The organism is Pontibacter sp. HSC-36F09, from assembly GCF_024171605.1.
Taxonomy (GTDB): domain Bacteria; phylum Bacteroidota; class Bacteroidia; order Cytophagales; family Hymenobacteraceae; genus Pontibacter.
In genome coordinates this window covers 42264-67226 of sequence record NZ_JALKAA010000008.1, presented here as the reverse complement: position 1 = coordinate 67226, position 24963 = coordinate 42264, and the positions used below count along the sequence as shown (strand labels likewise).

At 50.1% G+C, this 24963-nt stretch carries 24 protein-coding genes and 1 riboswitch; of the genes, 11 read left to right on the top strand and 13 right to left on the bottom strand.

All coding sequences use genetic code 11. From position 1 onward, the window contains the following. Window positions 1–2 precede the first annotated feature (2 nt). The 5 genes from L1278_RS18030 to L1278_RS18010 all read left to right on the top strand — a co-directional run bounded on the left by L1278_RS18030 (window position 3) and on the right by L1278_RS18010 (window position 6759). Window positions 3–2405, top strand: a complete 2403-nt coding sequence (locus L1278_RS18030) for a 3-hydroxyacyl-CoA dehydrogenase/enoyl-CoA hydratase family protein (RefSeq protein WP_253406417.1) — start codon at window positions 3–5, stop codon at window positions 2403–2405. Window positions 2406–2484: 79 nt separating this feature from the next. After that, the gene (locus L1278_RS18025) at window positions 2485–2781 is read left to right on the top strand and encodes a GIY-YIG nuclease family protein (protein ID WP_253406416.1); all 297 of its coding nucleotides are present in this window, start codon (window positions 2485–2487) and stop codon (window positions 2779–2781) included. A gap of 94 nt (window positions 2782–2875) precedes the next feature. Then, window positions 2876–4054, top strand: coding sequence for an acetyl-CoA C-acyltransferase (locus L1278_RS18020; protein ID WP_253406415.1), 1179 nt, complete (start codon window positions 2876–2878; stop codon window positions 4052–4054). A 35-nt stretch (window positions 4055–4089) separates the two neighbouring features. Then, window positions 4090–5886: an acyl-CoA dehydrogenase family protein gene (locus L1278_RS18015; protein ID WP_253406414.1), complete on the top strand. Its 1797-nt coding sequence runs from the start codon at window positions 4090–4092 to the stop codon at window positions 5884–5886. A 141-nt stretch (window positions 5887–6027) separates the two neighbouring features. Then, window positions 6028–6759, top strand: coding sequence for a glycosyltransferase family 2 protein (locus L1278_RS18010; protein WP_253406413.1), 732 nt, complete (start codon window positions 6028–6030; stop codon window positions 6757–6759). Here the strand turns inward: L1278_RS18010 and L1278_RS18005 are convergent, their stop codons facing one another. The 8 genes from L1278_RS18005 to mutY form a co-directional block, all read right to left on the bottom strand. Beyond that, complete coding sequence (locus L1278_RS18005) at window positions 6760–8220, bottom strand: hypothetical protein (protein WP_253406412.1); 1461 nt, start codon at window positions 8218–8220, stop codon at window positions 6760–6762. A 142-nt stretch (window positions 8221–8362) separates the two neighbouring features. Beyond that, entirely contained in the window at window positions 8363–8764 is a 402-nt protein-coding gene (locus L1278_RS18000; RefSeq protein WP_253406411.1) for an acyl-CoA thioesterase, read from the bottom strand. A gap of 227 nt (window positions 8765–8991) precedes the next feature. Then, a riboswitch (cobalamin riboswitch) is annotated at window positions 8992–9188 on the bottom strand. An 8-nt stretch (window positions 9189–9196) separates the two neighbouring features. Next, on the bottom strand, window positions 9197–11293 hold the full coding sequence (recG, locus tag L1278_RS17995) for an ATP-dependent DNA helicase RecG (RefSeq protein ID WP_253406488.1): 2097 nt from the start codon (window positions 11291–11293) through the stop codon (window positions 9197–9199). Between the two features lie 147 nt (window positions 11294–11440). After that, window positions 11441–11848: a hypothetical protein gene (locus tag L1278_RS17990; RefSeq protein WP_253406410.1), complete on the bottom strand. Its 408-nt coding sequence runs from the start codon at window positions 11846–11848 to the stop codon at window positions 11441–11443. Window positions 11849–11897: 49 nt separating this feature from the next. Next, window positions 11898–12518, bottom strand: coding sequence for a gliding motility lipoprotein GldD (gldD, locus tag L1278_RS17985; RefSeq protein ID WP_371927370.1), 621 nt, complete (start codon window positions 12516–12518; stop codon window positions 11898–11900). Beyond that, window positions 12478–13848, bottom strand: a complete 1371-nt coding sequence (gldE, locus tag L1278_RS17980; protein ID WP_253406409.1) for a gliding motility-associated protein GldE — start codon at window positions 13846–13848, stop codon at window positions 12478–12480. The genes gldD and gldE overlap by 41 nt, the downstream gene beginning before the upstream one ends. Window positions 13849–13874: 26 nt before the next feature. Further along, window positions 13875–14357, bottom strand: coding sequence for a single-stranded DNA-binding protein (locus L1278_RS17975; RefSeq protein ID WP_253406408.1), 483 nt, complete (start codon window positions 14355–14357; stop codon window positions 13875–13877). Window positions 14358–14467: 110 nt separating this feature from the next. After that, a complete protein-coding gene (gene mutY / locus L1278_RS17970; RefSeq protein ID WP_253406407.1) occupies window positions 14468–15559 on the bottom strand; it encodes an A/G-specific adenine glycosylase in 1092 nt (363 codons plus the stop codon). Window positions 15560–15913: 354 nt separating this feature from the next. Here mutY and L1278_RS17965 point away from each other — a divergent pair, with 354 nt between their 5' ends. The 3 genes from L1278_RS17965 (at window position 15914) to L1278_RS17955 (ending at window position 18968) form a co-directional block, all read left to right on the top strand. Then, window positions 15914–16219 (top strand): HU family DNA-binding protein, encoded by a 306-nt coding sequence (locus L1278_RS17965; RefSeq protein ID WP_007655567.1) that lies wholly within the window; start codon window positions 15914–15916, stop codon window positions 16217–16219. Between the two features lie 171 nt (window positions 16220–16390). Beyond that, window positions 16391–17152 carry a tetratricopeptide repeat protein gene (locus L1278_RS17960; RefSeq protein WP_253406406.1) on the top strand — a complete coding sequence of 254 codons (762 nt, stop codon included), beginning with the start codon at window positions 16391–16393 and terminating at the stop codon, window positions 17150–17152. Between the two features lie 208 nt (window positions 17153–17360). Continuing rightward, window positions 17361–18968: an Rne/Rng family ribonuclease gene (locus L1278_RS17955; RefSeq protein WP_188503113.1), complete on the top strand. Its 1608-nt coding sequence runs from the start codon at window positions 17361–17363 to the stop codon at window positions 18966–18968. Between the two features lie 71 nt (window positions 18969–19039). Here L1278_RS17955 and L1278_RS17950 read toward each other — a convergent pair whose 3' ends face one another. Further along, window positions 19040–19717: a porin family protein gene (locus L1278_RS17950; protein WP_253406405.1), complete on the bottom strand. Its 678-nt coding sequence runs from the start codon at window positions 19715–19717 to the stop codon at window positions 19040–19042. 67 nt (window positions 19718–19784) lie between these two features. Here L1278_RS17950 and gldB point away from each other — a divergent pair, with 67 nt between their 5' ends. Together gldB and L1278_RS17940 are read left to right on the top strand one after the other, a co-directional pair. Beyond that, the gene (gldB, locus tag L1278_RS17945; RefSeq protein ID WP_253406404.1) at window positions 19785–20780 is read left to right on the top strand and encodes a gliding motility lipoprotein GldB; all 996 of its coding nucleotides are present in this window, start codon (window positions 19785–19787) and stop codon (window positions 20778–20780) included. Between the two features lie 29 nt (window positions 20781–20809). Beyond that, window positions 20810–22012, top strand: a complete 1203-nt coding sequence (locus tag L1278_RS17940; RefSeq protein WP_253406403.1) for a glycosyltransferase family 4 protein — start codon at window positions 20810–20812, stop codon at window positions 22010–22012. 3 nt (window positions 22013–22015) lie between these two features. Here the strand turns inward: L1278_RS17940 and L1278_RS17935 are convergent, their stop codons facing one another. Further along, window positions 22016–22549, bottom strand: a complete 534-nt coding sequence (locus L1278_RS17935; protein ID WP_253406402.1) for a hypothetical protein — start codon at window positions 22547–22549, stop codon at window positions 22016–22018. Window positions 22550–22840: 291 nt separating this feature from the next. Between L1278_RS17935 and L1278_RS17930 the strand changes: the two genes are divergently transcribed. Beyond that, complete coding sequence (locus L1278_RS17930) at window positions 22841–23347, top strand: DUF4890 domain-containing protein (RefSeq protein ID WP_253406401.1); 507 nt, start codon at window positions 22841–22843, stop codon at window positions 23345–23347. A 66-nt stretch (window positions 23348–23413) separates the two neighbouring features. Here L1278_RS17930 and nth read toward each other — a convergent pair whose 3' ends face one another. Genes nth through L1278_RS17915 form a run of 3 tightly spaced genes read right to left on the bottom strand, consistent with a single transcriptional unit; the run spans window position 23414 to window position 24927 of the window. After that, window positions 23414–24100 (bottom strand): endonuclease III, encoded by a 687-nt coding sequence (gene nth, locus L1278_RS17925; RefSeq protein ID WP_253406400.1) that lies wholly within the window; start codon window positions 24098–24100, stop codon window positions 23414–23416. Window positions 24101–24119: 19 nt separating this feature from the next. Then, window positions 24120–24350, bottom strand: coding sequence for a hypothetical protein (locus tag L1278_RS17920; protein ID WP_253406399.1), 231 nt, complete (start codon window positions 24348–24350; stop codon window positions 24120–24122). Next, on the bottom strand, window positions 24325–24927 hold the full coding sequence (locus L1278_RS17915) for an RNA polymerase sigma factor (RefSeq protein ID WP_007655595.1): 603 nt from the start codon (window positions 24925–24927) through the stop codon (window positions 24325–24327). Before L1278_RS17915 ends, L1278_RS17920 begins: the two co-directional genes overlap by 26 nt. Window positions 24928–24963 lie beyond the last annotated feature (36 nt).

Below are 24963 nucleotides of genomic sequence, written 5' to 3'. Positions count from 1 at the left end.
CTATGAAAAGAATTATTAAGAAAGTAGCCGTGCTGGGTTCCGGCGTAATGGGCTCCCGCATTGCCTGCCACTTTGCCAACATTGGCGTGCAGGTGTTGCTGCTCGACATCGTGCCGCGCGAGCTGACTCCCGACGAAGAGAAAAAAGGGCTCAGGCTGGAAAGCAAGCACGTCCGCAACCGCATTGTGAACACTGCGCTGCAAGCCGCCATCAACTCTAACCCATCGCCCCTCTACCGCAAGTCCGACGCCCGCCTTATCCAGACGGGCAACTTTGAGGACAACATGAAGGAGATCGCCACTGCCGACTGGACTATTGAGGTAGTGGTGGAGAACCTGAAGATCAAGAAAACGGTGTTTGACCAGGTGGAGCAACATCGCAAGCCAGGCACCCTGATCACCTCCAACACATCAGGTATACCGATCCATATGATGCTGGAAGGTCGTTCCGATGACTTCAGAAAGCACTTCTGCGGTACGCACTTCTTCAACCCGCCGCGCTACCTTAAACTCTTAGAAATTATACCTACGCCGGAAACCGACCAAAGTGTGGTTGACTTCCTGATGCACTACGGCGACCTATACCTGGGTAAGACCACGGTACTGGCTAAAGACACGCCGGCTTTCATTGCAAACCGGGTAGGTATATACGCCATCATGCAAGGCCTGCAGGTGATGAACAAGCTCGGCCTGAACGTGGACGAAGTAGACCGTATCTCCGGCCCGATTATCGGTCGTCCGAAATCTGCTACTTTCCGCACGCTGGATGTGGTAGGTCTGGACACTTTAGCAAACGTAGCCAACGGCTTGTACCAAACTGGCGAGCAGGACGAATCGCGTGAGTTGTTTAAGCTGCCGGATTACCTGCAGAAGATGGTAGAAAACAAGTGGCTGGGCGACAAGACCGGGCAGGGTTTCTACAAAAAGACAAAAGACGCCAAAGGCAAGACTGAAATTCTGACGCTCGACCTGAACACAATGGAGTACGGGCCGAAGCAGCGTGCAAAATTCCAGAGCCTCGAAGTGCTTAAGCCTATCGAAGACCTGAAGAAGCGGGTAAAAGCCTTCTCCAAGCAAAGCGATAAGGCTGCGCAATTCCTCAACGAGTCTCTCTTTGGGCTGTTCCAGTATGTGAGCAACCGTATACCTGAAATTTCTGACGAGCTATACCGTATCGATGACGCTATGCGTGCCGGCTTTGGTTGGGAACTGGGTCCGTTCGAGTACTGGGATGTAATCGGTGCCCGCGAAGGGGTGCAGCGCATGATTGAGGCTGGTTACCAGCCAGCGGCCTGGGTAGAGGAGATGCTCAATAACGGTAAAGAGTCTTTCTACATCGTGGAGAACGGCAACCGCCGCTACTACGACATCCAGAGCAAAGAATACAAAGCTATACCTGGTGCCGAGAACTTCATCATTCTCGACAACCTGCGCAGCAACAACGTGGTGTGGAAAAACACAGGAGCAAGCTTGATTGACCTCGGTGATGGTATCCTGAACGTGGAATTTCATACCAAAATGAACACCATCGGTGGCGATGTGATCATGGCGCTGAACAAAGGTATAGAGCTTGCCGAGAAGGATTTCCGTGGCATGGTAGTAAGTAACCAGGGTGCCAATTTCTCTGCCGGTGCCAACGTGGGGCTTATCTACATGTATGCGCTGGATCAGGATTATGATGAACTGAACATGATCATCCGCCAGTTCCAGAACACGATGATGCGCATGCGCTACTCGGCTATACCTGTAGTAGGCGCGCCGCACGGCCTTACGCTGGGTGGTGGTTGCGAACTCAACCTGCATTGCGATCACGTGCAGGCTGCGGCTGAGACTTACATGGGTCTGGTGGAGTTTGGCGTAGGCCTTATACCTGGCGGTGGCGGTACCAAAGAAATGACGCTCCGCGCAGCAGAGATGTACGAAGACGGCGACATCGAGTACAACACGCTCAAAAATATCTACCTGAACATAGGTATGGCCAAGGTGTCAACTTCAGCGAAAGAGGCCTTTGATCTGGGCTTTATGCGACAAGGCGATGCCATTACCCTCAACAGCAACCGACTGATAGCAGACGCAAAGGCGCAGGCCATTCGCCTGGCCGAGGCAGGATATACGCAGCCGGCTAAAAAGACCAACATCAAGGTACAGGGTAAAGGCGCTTTAGGTATGTTCCTTACGGGAGCTAACGCCATGGTGAGCGGCCGCTACATTTCGGAGCACGACCAGAAAATATCGCACAAACTGGCCTACGTGATGTGCGGCGGCGACCTGTCAGCCCCGACTGAAGTGAGCGAGCAATACCTGCTGGATCTGGAGCGCGAAGCCTTCCTGTCACTGACCGGCGAGCGCAAAACACTCGAGCGCATCCAGAGCATTCTGACTACAGGCAAGCCGCTGAGAAATTAATGTGGTTTTAGGCAGCATTCGCTGTTTGTTCTTTGTCATTCTGAAAGAAACTTGGTTAAAGGGAGGTTAAGCCCTAGCTATGAAAAGCCATAATTACTTTGTCTACATCACGACCAATCCAAGCAAAACGGTGCTTTATGTGGGTGTGACGAATGACTTGGTGTATCGGATTGAACAGCATAAGGAAAACAGGGGCAAGCCTGAAACTTTTGCAGGTCGCTACTTCTGTTACAAGCTTCTCTACTATGAACGCTATACCTACGTGCAGCATGCAATAGAAAGAGAAAAGGAGTTGAAAAGCTGGAATCGCGAGAAGAAAATGGAGCTTATTAAAAGTGAGAATCCATACCTGCGATTTCTAATAGCAGATCCTTGAATAACAGTCTTATACCCTAACTACCAAGATCCTTACAGGATGACAAAATAAAAATGAATCATAGCTGATAGTATAAACTATAAAGAGCATCAAAATGAACAACGCATATATCGTAGCCGGATTTCGTAGCGCAGTAGGCAAAGCCGGGCGCGGCGGCTTCCGGTTCACCAGACCCGATGACCTGGCCGCTGACGTTATCAAACATCTTTTGGCCTCAGTGCCTGCCCTTGACCCGGAGCGCGTAGATGACCTCATTGTGGGTAACGCCGTGCCGGAAGCGGAGCAAGGCCTGCAGATCGGCCGTATGGTGTCATTGCTGGCGCTACCGATGTCTGTATCCGGTATGACTGTGAACCGCTACTGCGGATCGGGTGTGGAAACCATTGCCATTGCCAGCAACCGCATCGCGGCAGGTATGGCCGACTGCATTATTGCAGGCGGTACCGAGTCGATGTCGATGGTGCCGACGGCGGGTTGGAAGACCGTGCCGAACTACAATATCGCCAAGCACAACCCGGAATGGTACCTGAGCATGGGCCTGACAGCGGAGGCAGTGGCCGCCGACTACAGTGTTTCACGTGAAGACCAGGACGAATTTGCCTTCAATTCACACCAGAAAGCAATAAACGCCATCAAAAACGGCTACTTCAAAGACCAGATCGTGCCGATCACAGTAGAGGAAACTTACGTGGACGAGAACGGCAAGAAGAAGACCCGGTCTTATATAGTCGATACGGATGAAGGCCCTCGCGCTGATACGTCTATGGAGGCGCTGGCGCGTCTGAGGCCAGTGTTTGCAGCTGGTGGTTCGGTAACGGCCGGCAACTCGTCTCAGACCTCTGACGGCGCTGCCTTTGTAGTCGTGATGAGCGAGCGTATGGTGAAGGAGCTTAACCTGGAGCCAATTGCACGCCTGGTAAGCTACGGCACTGGCGGTGTGGATCCACGCATTATGGGTATGGGCCCGATCGCCGCCGTTCCGAAAGCCCTGAAAATGGCTGGCATGACCCTCAACGATATCGACCTGATCGAGATGAATGAGGCTTTTGCGGCTCAGTCCATCGCCGTAATGCGTCACCTGGAGTTCGATCCAGCCAAACTGAACATCAACGGTGGAGCTATTGCCCTTGGTCACCCGCTAGGTTGCTCTGGTGCTAAGCTGAGCGTGCAGCTCTTCAGTGACCTGCGCCGCACAGGTGGCAAGCACGGCATCGTGACGGCATGCGTTGGCGGCGGTCAGGGTGTTGCCGGCATCTATGAATTACTCAAATAAAAAATCTGTACCTAAAACACTAATCATAATCTGCCATGGAAAATGTAACAGATAACAAGAAGGCCACTGTTCGCGGTGGTGAATTTTTGATCAAAGAAACGAATCCGCAGGACGTGTTTATACCTGCTGAGTTCAGCGAGGAGCAGCGCATGATGGCGCAGACCTGCCTGGACTTTGTGCGCGAAGAAGTGAACCCGCTGCTCGAGCGCCTCGACAACCACGAAGAAGGTCTGATGGAAGGCCTGATGAAAAAGGCTGGAGAGCTTGGACTGTTTGCTGTATCCATGCCGGAGCAATACGGTGGTCTGAACATGGACTTTAACACTTCGCTGCTGGTAACAGAATCAGTAGGAGGTGGACACTCTTTCCCGGTGGCTTTTGCGGCACACACAGGTATAGGTATGCTGCCGATCCTGTACTTTGGTACAGATGAGCAGAAAGCGAATTATCTGCCGAAATTGACTTCCGGCGAATGGGCGGCAGCTTACTGCCTCACTGAGCCAGGTTCTGGTTCTGATGCCCTGGCAGCCAAAACCAAAGCCGTATTGAACGAAGCCGGTACGCATTATATCCTGAACGGTCAGAAAATGTGGATCACAAACGCTGGCTTCGCCGATGTGTTCATTGTGTTCGCGCAGGTAGACGGCGACAAGTTCACAGGCTTCATTGTAGAGAAAAACTACCCGGGACTGAGCCTTGGCAACGAGGAGCACAAGATGGGTATCAAAGGTTCTTCTACGCGTCAGGTGTTCCTGTCGGACTGCGAAGTGCCGAAAGAGAACGTATTGGGCGAGATCGGCAAAGGTCACCTGATTGCCTTCAACATCCTGAACATTGGTCGTATCAAGCTTTGCGCTGCTACCTTGGGTGCCGCTAAAAAAGTGGCAGACCTGTCGGTAAAGTATGCCAACGAGCGCCAGCAGTTCAAACTGCCAATCTCGAAATTTGGTGCTATACGCTACAAACTGGCAGAGCAGGCTATCCGCATCTATGCTGTGGAGTCGGCCTTGTACCGATGCGGTATGGACATCTATCGCAAAGAGCAGGAGTTGTTGGCTGCCGGCAAAGGCGAGAACGAAGCCATGCTGGGCGCAGCCCGCGAATTTGCCGTGGAGTGTGCCATCCTGAAAGTGGAAGGTTCTGAAGTACTGGACTACGTGGTGGACGAAGGCGTGCAGATCTACGGTGGCTACGGCTTTTCGGCCGACTACCCAATGGACCGTGCCTACCGCGATTCACGCATCAACCGCATCTTTGAGGGCACCAACGAGATCAACCGCATGCTCACCGTAGACATGATCCTGAAAAAGGCTATGAACGGCGAGTTAGATTTGATGGGACCTGCGCAAAATGTGCAAAATGAACTGATGGCTATACCTGATTTCGGTGAGGAAGAAGAAGGTCTGTTTGCTGCAGAGCACAAAGCGATCCGTAACCTGAAGAAAGCGATTCTGATGGTAGCAGGTACAGCGGTGCAGAAGTACATGAACTCGCTGGCCAAGGAGCAGGAGATTTTGATGAACATTGCCGACATGGCTATCAAGACTTATGTGGCGGAGTCAACGCTGCTGCGCGTGGAGAAACTGGTAGGTATGAAAGGTGAGGATGCCGTGGCCAATCAGATCGACATTGTGCGCGTAACTGTGAACGATGCCGTGGATACTGCCTTCCTGGCCGGTAAAGACGCTATTGCCTCTATGGTGGAGGGCGACGAGCAGCGCCTGTTGTTCATGGGCCTGAAGCGCTTCACCAAGAAAGACCTCTACAACACCAAAGAAGCCCGCCGCCGCATTGCAGCTTCTATGATAGAGGCAAACGAATTTGTGTATTAGATTCTGACAAATCTATAGTTTAAGAAAGGCTGTCTCCGTAGGGGGCAGCCTTTTTGTTTAATTGGGTTACCTTCTGGTGACTTAATGATTAATCGTGCGTAAACATACCCGAATACCGAAGCATAAATATAATCAGAGCATATGGGGGTAGCATGCCTTATTCCATGTTATAACGAGCAGGACCGCATTGCGGCAGTATTAGATGTGGTGACCAATGTAAATGGCATACAGCAGGTAATTTGTGTGGATGACGGATCATCTGACAACACGGCTACCATGGTAAGCCAGCAATGGCCAAGTGTACAGGTCATACGCCTCAGCCAGAACCGGGGAAAGGCCGCTGCCATACAGTATGGACTCCAGTTTGTGCAGCACGAGCAGGTGCTCCTGATGGACGCCGATCTGCAGGAGTTAGATGGGACCGAACTTGAAAAGGCCATCTATGCCTTTCAAAATACTACAAAAGTCGATATGCTCATCCTGCGCCGTATCCGGTCGCCCTGGTTTGTGCGCTGGTATCGCAGCGATATATTGCTGTCAGGCGAGCGGCTCCTGCGGCGGAGTGATCTGGAGGAGGTGCTGGCCCAACCCGTGGCACGTTACCAACTTGAGGTCGCCATTAACCGCTATATGATCAAGCGACGCAAACGGGTGCGCTGGATTCCCTGGTCAGCCATGAATACCTACAAAGTAGACAAGCTTGGAGTGCTGGAGGGTTCCCGGAGGGAGTTTAAGATGTATGTTGAGATCGTGGACTATGTGGGTTTTGTGCACATGCTGGTGCAGCTGAGCTCTTTCACCCGGAAGCTCAAAAAGCAAAAAAGCACGACCAAAGAGTGGTCGCGCTTCCTGTCAGGTATAAGAGTGTCTTGATTACTTGATCTGCAAACGGCGTAACTGCAGGCTATTCGCTTTTTTGGATGGCCGCACCACCGTTACCAGATCTCGCTCTGAAAGCCAGGCCGTGAAATCCTTTACATAGGCGATGTTCTTGTCATTTGCCACATTCAGACCGGCTGCTTTTGGCGCTTCCGCTTTGCCAGTGTTGGTGTCGATGCGGCGCAGGTATAGGTCATACTTGCCGTCCAGTTCTTCCAGGGTGAGCAGGTTCAGTGTGTTGCCCGTCAGGTGATAGCGGTACGATATACCTGTAAAAGCTTCGTCAGCCGGGGCTTTCTGGTTTTTCATCAGCACAGAGCTCCAGGCTGTGCCCATAAATTGGTCGTAGGCAAAAAGGTGGACCTCTTTGGCATAGTAAGGGGAATTCTCGCCGCCCTCCATGTATTTCTTCTCGGCCAGCACAATCAGTTTTTCTTCCGGTGTCAGGATCAGGTCGGTCAGGTAAATATCTTCCAGGCGACTGGCTTTTGGTCCACTGCTCTTGTCCAGCTTGTTTACACTGGCCAAGTATTCTGGCGTAAACCGGAACTCCTCCGCAAACACCATGTCGTCGTTTTCAAAATCAAATTTTACGGCTTTCAGGCTGTAATACTCGCCTGTTTTCTCATCGGCTGTGAGCACCACGCCATACATATTTCCGTTGGGTTGCAAGGCATACTTACTGTCCATGATGTAGACCTTCTTGCCGTCGAACATGCCACCTACCAGCACCGACATACCTTTGGCAACCGGCGACTTGAGAGTATACTGTCGCACGGTCAGTCGCTCCATATTTTCAGAGATCAGGCTGATGAATTGATCGCCGGCATCGTTTACGGTCACCTCGGCCGACACAATGCCGCGCAGGTCGCTCAGGTTGTACTTGGTGTCTTTCAATTTCTGAAGTTTGCCGTCGTACAGGCTACCGCTTATACCCTGCACCACCTGGTTTCCCGTCACAATAAAGCGATAAGCGAGGAGCTTGGTGCCATCCGGCGACAGGGCTATACCTGCTTTGCGGGCATCAGCGGGGGCTTCGAGCAAGAGCACCGGTTTGTCTTTCTGGCCGTTGCGCAGGTCTATTCGATGCGCATAAAGCACCTGGTTTCCCTTTTCATCATGACGGTGCGTGACCACCAATGCCGCCTCCTCGTTTTTGGCAAAAGCCTCCAGTGTTTCTTCGGCAGCAAGTGGTATAGCCGTTGACCAGGCCTTTTTGAGTGTGGCGCTGTAGCGCTCTATGGCATACTCGCCCGGTTTGTTTCGGCTGAGGATCACGAAACCGTCAGTTCCCAGCGGCAGCGTCTTGCTGGGAATGCTCTGGTTATACTGGTCTTCGTTGTTGTCAGGGAGATAGGTGAAAGGTATAGCAGCTTTCTTGCCCTGAGCAGCGGCTGTTGTGGCAGACAATAAGGCCATCAGCAATAGAAGCGGCAAAAAATGAAGTGTTTTCAAGGTATAAGTTTTAGAAATTTCAGTGAGCAAAATGTTCTGCGTCAGGTATAGACGGGTCGAATATAGGATAAAATTGTTTCTCGTGGAACCAGCACAAACAAAACCTTTAACGCAAATTAGCTAAAAACAGGTATAGCCTGCCTTAACGCTGAAGTTCACTTTCCAATACAGACACTGGTTGTTTCTTCTCGTCAATGGCGACAAATGTAAAACTGCCGTGGATGGCCTTTAGCCGCACGTCAGAGTACATCTCTTCAATGTAGATTTCCACTTCCACCTTCAGGCTGGTGTTGCCTACGCGCTTTACCTGCCCGATCAGTTCGATAATGGTGCCCGCAGGTATAGGCTGGGTAAAATCTATTCTGTCTGACGAAACAGTGACCACTCGTTTGCGGCAAAAGCGGGTAGCGGTGATAAAAGCCACTTCATCCATCAGTTGCATGGCTGTGCCGCCAAACAGGGTGTCGTAGTGGTTGGTAGTGTTCGGAAAAACGGCCTTGAATATGCGAGTCTCCGATTGGGCAATGCGTTCTTGTAAATTCATAAAAGTATAATTTTAAAGATAAGGTATACGTATGCACTGCTGACCGCTGCAAGGATTGTAGCCCGGAAAGAAGGTATAGATAAGATGATGCAAGTATCCAGCATAGTCGTGTGGCTTTGCATGCTGGCGCTGTAGAATGGCGGAAAGGAAAGGCTACGACTCTTTTAAGCCAGGATGGCTTTAGGAGTCGCGTAATTTCTCAGACCACAGGCTTTAGGCGCGAAAGCATGCGTAAAGTTATTTGGGGCAAGTCTCCTGGCTTATAACCTGGCTGCCATCCTTCTCATCCTCTTCCGGACAATGGATAATTTGAGGCAGCCAATTGGGTGTTATTTACAGTTGCGCGTCAGCCCGTGATTTTCACACGGTTCCTTTTTAAACCTCAGCTATACCTGGCCGAGGTGCCTCCAAACGTTGTAAAGATAGAAATTTTTAACTGATACGGCTCCAGTTAACCGTATTTACGCTCAGCGATTTGATGTGCCGCACGATATTCTGGTTTTGTGGCTGCTCCAGCTGAGGGTCCTCGTTGAGCACACGTTGCGCGGCGGCACGCGCCTCCTGCAGAATAGGTGCATCCTTGGCCAGGTCGGCAATGAGCAGGTCGAGCACACCGCTTTGCTGCGTGCCCATCAGGTCGCCCGGTCCGCGCAATTTAAGGTCAATGTCGGCAATCTCGAAGCCATTGTTGGTGCGCACCATCGTCTCCAGTCGTGTCTTGCTGTCTTTGCTCAGCTTATACCCGGTCATCAGGATACAATAGCTCTGCTCAGCGCCACGGCCCACACGGCCGCGCAACTGGTGCAGCTGCGACAGACCGAAGCGCTCCGCACTCTCGATGATCATCACCGAAGCATTTGGCACATTCACGCCCACCTCAATCACGGTAGTCGCCACCATGATCTGCGTCTCGTTCTTGACGAAGCGCTGCATCTCATAGTCTTTGTCCTGTGCTTTCAGTTTGCCGTGCACCATGCTCACCTGGTACTCCGGGAAAGCTCTGCGTATACTTTCGTAGCCATCGGTCAGGTCCTTGTAGTCCATGCCTTCCGACTCTTCGATGAGCGGGTACACGATGTATACCTGACGGCCCAGCTTGATCTGGTCGCGCACAAACTGGAAAACCTTCAGGCGGTGCGAGTCGAAGCGGTGCACCGTCACAATCTCTTTACGGCCAGCCGGCATCTCGTCGATCACCGACACATCCAGGTCGCCGTAGAGCGTCATGGCCAAAGTACGGGGTATAGGGGTGGCCGTCATCACGAGCACATGCGGAATGATGCGCGGGTTCTTGCGCCACAGCTTGGACCGCTGTTCTACCCCGAAGCGGTGCTGTTCGTCCACAATGCAAAGCCCCAGGTTCTGGAACTGCACCACATCCTCCAGCAGCGCATGCGTGCCCACAATCATTTTCATCTCGCCGGAGCGCAGCTGTTCGTGCAGTACTTTGCGGTCTTTGGTCTTGCTAGAGCCTGTAAGTTTGCCAATGTTTATACCTAGCCGGTCAGCAAAAGCCTTGAGGCCGGTGTAATGTTGGTCCGCCAGAATTTCGGTAGGTGCCATCAGCACCGACTGCGCTCCGTTGTCAGCCGCAATCAGCATGGTGATGAAAGCCACAATCGTTTTGCCCGAGCCTACATCGCCCTGCAGCAGGCGGTTCATCTGCTTGCCAGCCGTCAGGTCCTTATGGATTTCTTTGATAACCCGCTTTTGCGCATTGGTCAGGTCGAAGGTCATGTGGTTTTTGTAAAACTCCGTGACGGTCGGCACTTGCCTGAACACCTGACCCGCCAGATCGGCGCGGCGCACCGTTTTCTGGCGCAGCAGGCGCAGCTGTATGTAAAAGAATTCTTCGAACTTCAGGCGAAACTTGGCGGCGTTATACTTTTCGACCGACTGCGGGAAGTGAATGTTGATAAGCGCATCCCGCTTGTTCATCAGACGGTAATGGTCGATCAGCTCAGGCGAAAGCGTTTCGTGTATGTTGGGTGCTGCGACCTTCAGTAGTACTTCCATCATGCGGGCAATCACTTTGCTCTCTACCCGGAAGGCTTTCAGTTTTTCAGTGGTATGGTATACCGGTTGCAAAAAAGAGGCTGTCTGTTTCTCCTCGCCCAGCTCCTCTAGTTCCGGGTGGGCCATGTTCCACTTGCCATTGAAGGATGTAGGCTTGCCGAATACGATGTAGTCGGTGTGGTTTTTCAGTGTCTTCTGCATCCACTTCACCCCCTTAAACCAGACCAGCTCCATCTCGTTGCCGTCTTCGTCTACCAAAGTAGCGGCAAGGCGTTGCTTCCGGCCTTCGCCCAGCACTTCTTTGCCCCGCACACGCCCGCGCACCTGCACATAAGGCATACTTTCGTCCAGTTCGGCTACTTTGTAGAACTGGGTTCGATCGAGGTACCGGAAGGGGTAGTGCTGGATGAGATCGCCGTAGGTATAGATATTGAGCTCCTTTTGCATCAGCTCAGCCCGCTGCGGTCCCACGCCTTTCAGAAATTCGATCTTGGTATGGAAGAAGTTGTTCAAGGGTGTACGCACAGGTTAGGTAAATAAGGTATAGCAGGTATACCTGACAAAAATAAGCAAAAGCCCCGACAGGTGTAAGTGCTGGCGGGGCTTTCTGGTCTGCATTTGCTGTCCTATATATGAAAACGACAACTCGGGTATATATGGTTACACAAGATGCCGGCCTGTTGCTGCATTTCGGACTATAATGAATAAAAAGGGCGCTAAAAAGGATAGCAAAATGTAAATCCAGTTTAAAACTCTTGCCGACTTTTTGTTGGCCCAAGGCTTATCTTTATAGTAGTTATATACCTTTATCGGCTTGTTATCTTTTATGTAGAGAAAGTAACCTAAAATAAGATTAATCGCAAATGCCCATTTCGAACCAGATTCGGGAATACCTATATTGTTCGCATATGGGTCTTGGATTGTGCGTATAGCCATAAAAAGGAAAAGCTCCTGAGCAGCCAGTACAATTATCAAGATTGGAACTGCACCATACTGAGGGTTTACTTTGGCGTCCTGATAGTAGTTGGAGGCCAAGTAAAAGGGCAGATGAAAATAACTTAAAATCATGAAGTAATGAAAAGAGCGTAGGCCGTCTGCCTGTTTTAAGCGGATAGAGTTACTTCCTATCCTTAAACTCCAGCGTATTCAGCATATGCACAATATCCTTCTTTACATACTCAATCACAGGAGCCAGTGAGTCGTTCTGAGTAGCGGTTCTGAAATAGAGCGCTCCCCGGAAGAAGTGCGTGGTCGTATCGGTCACATAGAATTGAAACTGGCTAGGGATTTCACCTTCCAGTTCAAATACCGAAGCAATATCTCCCTGCGGTGTCCGAACCTCTGTTTCTTCAATTGAATAAGCCTTTATCTGGTGTTTGCCAGTTAGTTTGCGGGCGTCTTCGATCAGGTTGTTCAGCATCTTCGGATCGTTGTTGATGGCCTTATAGGTCAACTGCACGTTGGCTCCCAAGCCTGGATAAATGATGTTGATCCAATGTGGCTGCGCGATCATCGAAGAATCCGGCCGGATCTTGGCATGCTTAGAGTACTCGAAGGTATAGGGATGCTCGTCCTGCAACTGCTGGTAAGCGGCGGCGGGCAGGTCGATGCGGTTGTATCCTTTTGGCTTAGGGGTATACTCGGCGTTACAGCTAGCTACGGCCAGGGCTATACCTGCCCACAGGACCATTTGCAGTTTAGCCGACTTTATGATAGTGCTCTTTTTTGCTTGCGACATTAATCTTAACTCGTTTTACACGCTTATTGTCCGCCGACTCCACCGTAAAGTAGTAGCGGCCGTACGACACTTCTTCGCCCACAAAAGGGATGCGACCAAAGAGTGCCAGCATCAGGCCCGCCACCGTTTCGTGCTCGCTTTTCACCTCGTTAAAGGCATCAAACGGAACCTCTGTGATCTTACAAAAGTCGTGCAGCGATGTTTTACCGTCAAATATAAAGGTATTTTCGTCGAGTTGTGAGTAAATGATCTCGTCCCCATCGTCAAACTCATCGTTGATCTCGCCCACAATTTCCTCGATCACATCTTCCATGGTCAGCAGACCTGCCGTCGTGCCGTATTCGTTCACCACAATAGCCATGTGCACGTGCTTCTCCCGGAAGTCCTGCAGCAGATTGGAAATGTGTTTGGTCTCCGGAACGTAAAAAGGTGCTCTGATCAGGTTCTGCCATTTAAAGTCGGCTCCTTTGTCGAGGTGCGGCAGCAGGTCCTTTACATATAGGATGCCGTCGATGCTGTCAGTGTTCTCGGTATAGACCGGTACACGCGAATAACCCCACTGGACGATCTGTGGAAGAAGCTCCGGCAACGTGGCGCTCTGCGGGAACGCTACAATATCCAGACGCGGACGCATGATCTGCTTGACCGTGATCGAGCCGAAGTTGACGATGCCCCGAAGGATCTTCCGCTCTTCCGGCGAGGTTTCTTCATTCGACAAGGCCACATCCAGGCTATGATGCAGTTCCTCGAGCGTATTGCTGTAAGACCGCACTCGGTAGCGTCTGTCAATATAGGAACTGATACGGGTTAGCATCCAGGCTAATGGCTTCAGGGCAGGGGCCAAGGCAGAAAGGACAGGGGTCATACGCTGCGCAATGGCAGGTCCGTGCCTGCGGGCATATACCTTAGGCAGCACTTCGCCAAAAAACACGATCAGGAAAGTAACGACCAGTACACTCAGAAGCAGCGTGAAGGTTGTTAAAGAAGCAGAACCGGATACCTGCCACGCAATATAGGCGCAGAGGGTAATGATGCTGACATTGATCGCATTGTTGATGATCAGAAGGGAGGCCAAAAGTTGGCGCGGGGCCTGAAGCAGGTGATGCACCAGTTGGAGCTTTTTGTCTTTGCTCGTTCTGGCTTTTTCGATCTCCTGGGGGGTGAGCGAGAAAAAAGCTGCCTCCGCCCCCGAAGTGAGGGCAGAGAGCAGCAATAAGATAAAGCAGGCCGAGATGGCTGCGATATATTCAATTCTAAGTAAAGCCGTTGCGCTTTGTAAAAGTTGCAGTAAGCTATAACTTAGGGGGTCTCCGGAATCTAAACTGTCCAAAATCAGAAAGTTAGGTTAAACATGGGTTAGAACGGCAGGTCGTCTGGCTCGTCGTTCTGGAAGGCAGAAGCATTGCCTTTGCCTGATGCGGCGGCAGTACCCTGACCTGATGAGGATTGCCCCCCAGACTGCGAAGAGACACCGCCCTGGAAGCTTCCTGAGCCACCATTGCCGCCTTCACGCGCGCTAAGCATCGTCATGTTGTCGGCTACGATCTCAGTGCTGTAACGCTGCACACCTTCTTTGTCCTGATAGCTGTTCGTGCGGATCTTGCCCTCAATGAAGACAGACTGCCCTTTGCGCAGGTACTTTTCGGCCACTTCAGCCAGACCACGCCAAAGCACGATGTTGTGCCACTCGGTGCGCTCCTGCTTTTCGCCGTTTTTGTCTTTGAATGTTTCGGAAGTAGCGATCGGGAAACGCGCTACAGCTACGCCGCCTTCGAGGTGGCGAACTTCCGGGTCCTTACCAAGGTTTCCGATAAGGATGACTTTGTTTACACTTGCCATGTCTTTTTTTGTTTAATATTAAATTGATTTGGGCTACTCCGACAACCTAGCCGGAGGCAATTATGGCTACTGAAACTCTAGAATGCATTTGCAAACAGAAAAGTTTCAGTTTATAAATTTAGTAAAATCTTCTCATCTTTCAAATAGCTGTCGATAAGAATTGGCTTCGGTAATGCTTCTATTTTTTCAGATGAATAAGTTGCCAGCCTCGCCTCCTGCAAAACCTCTTCACTTAAACGAAAATCGAGCTGAATCAGATAAAAACGGGCCGTAATTTTCTGATGGCTAAGCACATGCCTGTATTCTTTGCGTGGCGGCGAAAGATGCGATTCCTGCACAGCTATACCTGCGTCGTTCAGTTCCCGCAGCAGTTTGGCGGTGTCAAGTACCTTGGAGTCGCTCTCGTGCAGGTAAAAATCATACAGCCCTTCCCAGATATCACCGCTCAGGCGCTTACGCATATAATATTCTCCTTTGTGCGCAAATACCATGTAGTGAAAGAATCGCGGCCGGGCAGCTTTTGCCTTCGATTTTACCGGCAGCTCCTGCACCAACCCATGGTTAAAAGCAAAGCAGGATTGCTGCAGCGGGCAGAACAGGCAGTCAGGCATCACGGGTGTGCACTGGATAGCACCGAATTCCATAATGGCCTGGTTAAACGTGTCAGACGCTTCAGCAGGTATAAGTTCCTCGGCCAACCGCTGAAACACCTTGCGCGAGGCGGGAACCGCAATGTCATCTGACAGGCCGAACACCCGGGCCAGTACTCTGAACACATTGCCATCCAGCACCGCGACCTGCTCTCTGAATGCAAAAGAGGCGATGGCAGCAGCGGTGTAGCTTCCAACCCCGCGCAGTTTCAGCAGCTCCTCATATTTATCCGGGAACACGCCGCCATACTCCTGCACGATCTGCTGGGCTGTGTGATGCATGTTACGAGCCCTGGAGTAATAGCCGAGCCCCTGCCAGAGGCGCAGCACTTCATCCTGGGGGGCGGCAGCCAGGTGCTGCACGGTAGGGTAAGCTTCAGCAAAGCGCTGGAAATAGGGCAACCCTTGGGCCACACGCGTCTGCTGTAGTATCACTTCGGATAGCCATATCAGGTATGGATCGGTAGTGTCGCGCCAGGGCAGGGCTCTTTTATGACGCTGGTACCAGTCAATAATTGTCTGGGCAAACAAAGGGGTCGGCTTATTTTCCATAACTGACTTAGGTGGGTTGATGTAGGAGATGGAAACATACAAAGGTAAAGCTTTGTTCTGGAAAGGAGTTGCGGTGAATTTGTAAGATAATGGTATCTGCCTAAAATATAAGCACATAGCCCGCGTTAGGGTGTTGGCAAGCTGGCACGGGTATTGTAGCAGTGTGACCGGCGAAAAGGGGCTGAGGCCGATCGGTTTAAGCAGGGCACAATCTGTAATAATTTAATGCTAAAGCTTTTACTTGTCGAAAAGTAGGTATACCTTTGTGCCCCGAAAAATGGAGAACGACAGCGCTGTGGTTCCTCCTGAAAAATAGAAAGTTAACTTATTTCTAATTTATAAAAATCTAAGAAAGTGACTAAAGCAGAAGTAATATCAGAAATTGCTGATAAAACAGGGATTGATAAGGCTGATGTGCAATCTACCATCGAAGCGTTTTTCAAAGTAGTGAAAGACTCAATGGCTGACGGCAACAACATCTACGTGAGAGGTTTTGGAAGCTTTGTAAACAAGAAGCGCGCAAAGAAAGTGGCTCGTAACATTTCGAAGAACACTTCCATCATTATTGATGAGCACTTTATTCCAAGCTTCAAGCCATCCAAGACCTTTATTGCTAAGATTAAGAACAGCAAAAAGATCAAAGAACTGGCTCATTCTTAATTCTTTCGTATATTTGCCGGTTGCTTAAAGTTTATCATTTAAAATACAGTCACTTAAAGAAAACAGAAACTCATGTCACGCGCTCAAATACTGATACTAGTTGCAGCTATCGCATTGGCCGCGGCTATGTTTTTTCTTCCTAAGGTGGTTGTAACAAAGGATGATAGCACAGTGGCTGCTGAACAAACCTCTGCTTTGCCTGAAGGTCACTCTGAAGACGATGGCCATGACCATGGTGCTACACCAGCCGCTGCGGCTGACGGAGTACACTCAATGGCGACGCCAGAGCAACTGATGGAACTCGCCACCGTGCGTGCCCGCTACAACAAAGCAACTGATACTAAGGCGCGTGGCCTATTGGCCGGCGAACTGGCAGCAGCATATGCCTCAGCAAGTAAGTTTGACAGTGCAGGTTACTACTACGAGTTAGCTGCTGATGCCCGTCCGGGTGAGAAGAGCTATCGCAAAGCCGGTGACCAGTACTTCGAAGCCTTCACGTATGCAGCAACACAGCAGCGCGCCAGCGAAATGGGCGGCAAGGCTCGTAAAATGTACGAGCAGGTGCTCAAGAACAATCCTTCGGACCTGGATGCGAAAACGAACGTAGCCATGACTTACATCGCCAGCGAAAACCCTATGCAGGGTATAACGCTGCTGCGTGAAGTGATTTCGACAGACCCGAAAAACCAGAAGGCGCTGTTCAACCTGGGCATCCTGTCAGTACAGTCCGGACAGTGGGATAAAGCCGCTGAGCGTTTCCAGGAACTGGTAACAGTTAATCCTGAGCACGTAGAAGGCACTTTCTACCTGGCTGTGTCACTGGCTGAAACCGGTAAGAAAGAAGAAGCAATTAGAACTTTCAACAAGGTGAAGACCATGAGCAGCGACCCTGCCCTGACAGCCTCTGTTGACGAGTATCTCGCAAAAATGTAATAAAAGAACTAACCACTTAATAAAAATTTCAAGACTATGCCTTGCGGAAAGAAAAGAAAAAGACATAAGATTGCTACTCACAAGAGAAAGAAGCGTCTAAGAAAAAACAGACATAAGAAGAAGTAATTTCTTCTGCGTTTATTGAGGCCCACATTGCTTCTGCAATTGTGGGCTTTGGTCTATACATCCAACTAATCTTTGAGAGAAATTGAGTAACGAGCTTATAATCAATTCTACTCAGGATGGAGAGCGCATCGCCCTTTTACAGGACAAGAGACTTGTAGAGTTTCACCACGAAAAGAAGGATACAAACTACATTGTAGGCGACATCTTTCTAGGAACTGTAAAAAAGGTAATGCCAGGCCTAAACGCCGCTTTTATTGACATTGGCTACCACAAGGATGCATTTTTGCATTACCATGATCTGGGAGCCAATGTTAAAACGCTGAACAAGTATGTGAAGGCGGCACAGACACAGAAGAACGCTTCTGCAAAGCTTAACCAGACTAAATTCGAGCCAGAAATTGACAAGCTCGGCAAGATCGCTGATGTTCTGAAAAAGGGACAGCAACTCTTGGTGCAGATTGTCAAAGAGCCGATTTCCACCAAAGGACCGCGTCTATCTTGCGAGCTCTCGCTCGCCGGTCGATACCTGGTGCTCGTGCCGTTTTCCAACACGGTAAGCGTATCCAAGAAGATCGTTAGCAAAGAAGAACGCACGCGGCTCAAGCGCCTGATCACTTCGATCAAGCCTGAGAACTTTGGTGTGATCATCCGGACAGTGGCAGAGGGCCGTGAGGTGGCAGAACTCGACAGAGACCTGCGCAACATGGTGGAAAGCTGGGAAGAAGGCTTTAAATCGCTGAAGATAGCCAAACCCAATGACAAGATCATTGGTGAACTGGGTCGTTCTTCGTCCATTCTGAGAGACTTAATGAACGAAAGCTTTGACAACATAGTAGTGGACGACGAGTCACTCTATGACGAGATCAAAGCATACATCGGTAGCATTGCGCCAGACAAAGTAAAAATTCTGAAGCACTATACCGGTAAGACAAAAACCTTCGAACACTTTAACATCGAGCGGCAACTAAAGGCTGCTTTCGGGAAAACAGTGACTATACCAGGCGGCGGATACCTGGTAATAGAGCACACCGAGGCCCTGCACGTAGTCGATGTAAACAGTGGGAACAAATCTAATACCGAAACCGATCAGGAGGCTACCGCGCTGAACGTGAACATGATGGCTGCCAAAGAAGTGGCCCGTCAGCTGCGACTCCGGGATATAGGTGGTATCATTGTAATTGACTTCATCGATATGAAGTCTCCGGAAAACCGCCAGAAAGTATACGAGGTAGTGAAAGAGGAACTGAAGCGGGACCGCTCCAAGTCGACAGTTCTGCCTATCTCGAAGTTCGGCCTGATGCAGATCACGCGTCAGCGTGTAAGGCCAGAGCAGAATATCGTGACCGGTGAGGTATGCCCCACTTGCAACGGCACCGGCAAAATAACTGCCAGCATTCTGATTACGGATGAAATTGACGTGGCGGTAGATGACCTGCTTACGCGACATAATCACAGAAGTCTGACATTGTATGTACACCCTTTCCTGTATGCCTATTATACATCGGGTGTCATCTCCAAGCAGATGAAGTGGTTCTTCCACTACTTCAAGTGGGTGAAATTTGTAAAAGACACTTCGCTCGGGATTACTGACTTTAAGGTAATGGACGACAAAGGCGAAGAAATAGAGCTGCGCACCGCCCTGACGGAGGTGAACGGGGTGCAGGATCAAGAAAATTTTAATCAGATTTAAAGGCAACAAAAAAGCCGCTCTGTCTAGTCAGAGCGGCTTTTTTGCTTTAGGCCTGATACTATACCTATACCTTAGAATTTGATACCCACATCAATAGACACACCGTTGTTTTTAAGCGCGATATTCTTGTCGCCCAGGCGGTCACTGTAGAAATTATCGATGTTGCTCAAGCCGCGCAGGTAAGTGACTCCACCAAACAGCTTAGTGCTTTGCCCAAGCTGCATTTCGGCACCCGTACCCAGTATGGCGCTGGTCTCAAAAACATTGAAACGCTTTGCCGTCTTTTCGCCATTGATCACTTTCTGATTGTTCACCTGCCCTGATACCTTCGTGCCCAGCGATCCGCCTACTTGGAAATATAGCACTACATCAGGAGCTACTTCGTTGGTGAAAAGCTTTAACGTCACCGGGATTTCCAGATACTGCACCGTCAGGTCGTCTTCTGCCTGAATAGTCGTTGGCGTGCCATCGGGGCTTTCTGACGTAAAGTTGTACTTAATTTTAGAGCCCTTGCTGCGGTACATTAGTCCAGAGCTGAAAGCATAGTTGTTGGAGAAAAAATAATCGCCAATTACGCCTACACCTACACGCAATGTATTGCTGCTTTTTTCGAAGCCATGTCTGTCTTCAGCTATAAAACGTGTGCCGGCAATAGTAGGGGAGAACTGGATGCCGATTTCCATTTGGGCCATGGCAGTGGATGAGAAGCCCAAAAAGAGCAGCAGGAATGCTAGTTTTTTGAATTGCATGTTAATTTGTCGCGTTTATTTCTTCTAATACGGGATAACCCTCTATTTTTGTATTAAATATTCGGCAATGTATCACAGATTATTATTACTAGCAACCATCCTATTGCTTTTTAGCTGCAAGAAGAAGACCGGCTGCGACATACCTGAAGAAATAGAACGCATACCGGTAAAGGTAGAGATAGAGCGATTCGAGAAGCCTTTTTTTGCGGCGGACTCCAGGCAGGATATCGCCTCTCTTCTGGAAAGCAACCCTGTTTTTACGGAGCGGTTCCTGCAGCGGAAGAATTACCCTTCTGACTCAGCCATCGTCAATGTGCTTTATAACCTGGCTTCGAACCCTGAGCTTCAAAAGCTGGCCCAGGAGGCGGACACTACCTTCGGTGACATGGCTACTGAAAAGCAACAGCTGGAAACCGCTTTCAAGCATATCAAATATTACTATCCTGAGTTCAAGGAGCCGCAAGTGAAAACTTTTGTGTCCGGTCTGAACCAGGACCTGCTGGTGTCGGACAGCTTGCTGGTGTTTGGCATAGACTTCTTTATCGGCGAAAATGCCAGTTACCGCCCGGATACCTACGACTATATTTTGAAGCGATACGAACGCGCGAACATGGTGCCAGCTGCTATGCTGCTGCTGTCTAACCGATACAACAAAACGAACTTCCTGGAGCGTAGTCTGCTTGCCGAGATGGTGAATACGGGCAAGGCCTACTATTTTGTGAAATCTATTATGCCTTGCGCGCCAGACTCCACTATCATTGGGTATAGCGGTCAGCAACTGGCCGACGTGCGTCATAACGAAGGCCGTATCTGGGCACACTTTATTGAGCAAAAACTGCTTTATGAGAAGAGCCCGTTCGTAGTGAACAAGTATATTGGCGAACGCCCTAATACGCCCGAGATCGATGCCACATCTCCTGGCCGCCTCGGCACCTGGGTAGGCTGGCAAATCGTGCGCAAGTATATGGAGCGTAACCCAAAAGTAACGCTGCAGGAACTAATGGCTGACGAAGATCACCAGAAAATATTCAACGAATCCAAATACAAGCCTGAGAAGCGGTAGTACCATACTTCGCCTCTATACCTGCGCGCATGCACATAGCTATTTTCAACCAGCACCATCACAACCCGGACTGCCCTTCAACTTGCCGGCATTATACCTTTCTGGAGTATCTTGCCAAGCGGCATAAGGTGAGCCTGATCTCGAGTAGCGCCTGGAAGCAGCTTCGCATTACGGACAGGTATAAGTGGGTGCCGGAGGGAGTAGATCTATATGAGCAGGAGGTGCCTTATAGTAACAAGATGGGCGTGCGCAGACGATTGGTTTCTTACGGCGGCTTTGCTGCCTACAGTCTTGCCAAAGGCCTTTCTATACCTAAGCCTGATGTGGTTTGGGGCGTGTCTACACCGCTCACAACGCCATGGATGGCGGCCCGTGTCGCGAAGATGCGTGGTATTCCGTGGGTATTTGAGGTACAGGACCTGTGGCCCAGCTTCCCCATTGAGATGGGTGCGGTAAAGCGGGAGTGGCTGAAGCGCCGCCTGTTCAGATTGGAGAAAAGTCTTTATCAGAGTGCCAACCACATCATCACGCTTTCCCCGGACATGGAAGACTACGTAGTCAGCCAAGGTATAGCGCGCGACAAGGTGACCACTATTCTGAATGGCACTGACCTCGAAATGGCTGATGCCGTGACTCCTGAGAAGGTAGCAGCACTGCGCAGGCGATACCTATTACAAAACAAGCAAGTGGTGCTCTATGCCGGTACCTTTGGCCGGGCCAACGATATCCCTACCATCATGCAGGCAGCTGAGGCGATGGCCGATCAGCAGGACATTGTGTTCGTGCTGGCAGGCGGAGGTTTTTATGATGACGAACTCCGGAGGCTATCGCTACGACTTTCTAACCTGGTGCTGCTTCCCCCACAGCCACGGCCCGATGTGTTCACACTGTTCAAGCTGGCAGACCTGTCGCTTATTACTTTCAACGATCTACCTGTGCTGGCCTCTAATTCGCCGGCCAAGCTTTACGATAGCCTGGCATGCGGCGTGCCCGTGCTGGTAACGAATCCTGGTTGGACGAAAACATTTGTGGAGCAGCACAACTGCGGTTGGTATTGCCCGGCAGGTCAGCCACATCAACTGGCCCAGAAAATAAGAGAAATCCTATCGGACGATGAGAAGCGACGGCTGGCCGGACAAAACGGACACGCCATCGCTCGACAACTATTCGACCGCCAGCAACTTGCCGCTCAGGTAGAGCAAATCCTGTTGCAGGTAGCAGGCAAGGTATAGGATCTAGTCCTTGATGCTCTCCGACAAGTGTTTGAAGTCTTCTTTTAATTGTGGGGCATTTGCGGCCAGCGTCCAGCAGATTACTTTATAGAAGTGTGTTTTCGTCTCTACAGCTGTGATCAGCATAAAGAAGTCGCCATCTTCATCCGTCCACTTCAATTCATTCTGTGCAATTTTGTTTCCATTTGATTCGAAGGCCTTTGTCTTGCTCAGCTTGCGTCTCTTCTCCTCCTTCTTGTAGTCAGCGGTAAAGCTGTCCAGAAAATCTGTCGCATTCTCAAACATCATCCCCTTGGTCTCCAGCTCATCTTTAGAGTCCTCTATCACGATGGCGTAAGCGTCTTTGTTTTTGTTGAAGTACTGCAGACTAGCCACATCATTCAGCTCGTAGGTTTTCACCATGTAACTTGGTATTTCCATGGAATAGGAATGTCCGCCTTTACGCTCAGTGAACTGCGTCTGGGCTTGTACTGCCGAAAAGCTAACAAAGAGCAGTAGGAAGGATACAAATAGTTTGATGGATGTAGAAGTTTGCATAAGCTTAAAGGGTATAGTGATTAATAGTTAAATATATCGATATGAATTTATTTCAGTGCCATTATTTTCAGATCCCGAAAGGTATAGTGACGGCTCAGGTATAGCATGCTTTCAAATTGCCCCCTGCTCTGTTTTGACTCATGCTCTTGCAAAACAGTTGCTTACGAAGCTGTGCAAGTTGCGATTGAGTTTTTGGCACAGCCTTTGTTTAGGCAGGTATAGCAGAGCACATGTGCAAATTTGAACTTTGCTACTAATCGAACCAACCAGAAATTTAAAAGAGAAAGAAACATGAAGAAGATAATAGCAGCCCTTTCGCTCGGAATGTTAGTTGCTGGCAGCAGCGCTTACGCCCAGACCACAACTAAGCCACAAGACCAAAAGCCGCGCAGCGAAATGCGTGGAGCCATGAAAGACAGAGCCCAAAAAAGCCCTGAGGAAATGGCTCAGATGAAAACCGATATGATGGCGCAGAAGCTGGAATTGAGTGCATCGCAGAAAAACCAACTCCAGAAACTGAATATGCGGCATGCGCAGGAGATGAAAGCCATGCAAGAGAGTCACAAAGCGACTACGGAAAAAACGCCTGAGCAGCGAGCACAGATGCAGGAAGCCAGAAAAGTAAGTCACGAAAAGTGGCAGGCCGAGCTTAAGAGCATCTTGTCAGCAGAGCAGTATGCCAAGTACGAAACCGATCGCGCGGAAATGAAGCAGAAGCGTGCTGATGGTAAGAGAGGCCACAAGTCAGGCGAGCACAAAAAAAGAGGTGAGTACAAGAAGCAACAGCAGGGAATGTAATCCCTGATAAGATTCCCATAGTGAAAGCGGGGGCAGACCATTTAGTGTCTGCCCCCGCTTTTTTTATCAGGCTATACCTCCTACTTTGTTCTCAGGGTCGTCGGGTATATTGGGGTAGTACTTCTGAAAAAAAGCACAGAAATGCGTGAGCGGGCATTCCTCACATTTCGGCCGTCGCGCCAGGCAGATGTAGCGGCCATGCAATATGAGCCAATGATGCGCCTTGGCGATCAGCTCCTGCGGGAGGTTGGCCACCAACTCTTTTTCAACTTCCAGCGGGGTTTTAGCTGTTTTCGAAACCAGGCCCAGTCGCTTGCTCACCCGAAACACATGCGTGTCCACAGCCATAGCCGGTTGGTTCCAGATCACTGACACGATCACGTTGGCCGTCTTGCGACCCACACCCGGCAGCTTCACCAGTTCTTCGACCGTGCTAGGTACCTCCGCGTTAAACTGCTCCACGAGCATTCTTCCCAAACCCGCCAGGTGCTTGGCCTTATTGTTAGGGTAGGAAATGCTTCTAATAATTGGAAAGATATCTTCCGGAGTGGCCGCAGCCAGATGCTCTGGCGTCGGGAATGCTTCGAACAGGGCAGGCGTTACCATGTTCACGCGTTTATCGGTACACTGGGCGCTGAGCACCACAGCCAGTATCAGTTCATAGGGATTGGTATAGGCCAGCTCGGTTTCCGGATCCGGGAAGTTCTGGGTAAAGTGCTCGATCAGCAGCTTGTAGCGTTCTCGTTTGCGCATAAAAAAAGTTTGCAGTCGGTTAAGACTGCAAACTTAAGCTTTTTGAGTAATTTAAAATGTTGTCGATAGACTGCTTGCTAGGGCTTTTGGCCGCGCCGCTTAACAGTCGCTGGATGAGCATGAGCTCGGAGCAGCTCTCGGCTAACTCGTTGTCGTGCATCAGTGCTGTTTCCAGTTGCTCGCGGGCAGGGTCTGCCAACTCATCGTATACGTACTGGATCAGCTCATTCTGAGTAGAGGTTTTTATCATAAGCAATGGTGCTGTTTAGCATCTTTTTTCTTAGGTTGATCAATGCGTAGCGCATACGACCTAAAGCTGTGTTGATGCTCACACCGGTTGCTTCTGCTATCTCCTGGAAGCTCATGTCAGCGTAATGGCGCATCATGAGTACTTCCCGCTGTGCTTGTGGCAGCGTTTGGATCAGCTCGCGTAGTCGGGCATGGGTGTCCTCCTTTATTTGCTGCGACTCAGCGGAGTCCTCTGCAAAAGACAAGGCATTGAACACATTGCTACCGTCCTCCAGCGTGATCATCGGGCTTCTTTTCTCTTTACGGAAAAAGTCGATTGCCAGGTTATGGGCAATGCGGCATATCCATGAAGAGAACTTGCCTTCCTCGTTATACCTGCCGCCTTTCATGGTGTGGATTGCCTTAATAAAAGCATCCTGCATGAGGTCCTCAGCGGTATACGTGTCCTTAACAATCAGTAAGATCGTAGTGAATACTTTGTTCTTGTGTCTGTTTACTAGCTGTTCAAACGCATTTTCGTTACCTGCGATGTAGAGCGAGACTAAAGCAGAGTCGCTCAGCTGGGTAGTTGTATTCATCGTAAAGCTACATTAGTTTAACGTAGAGCTTTATAC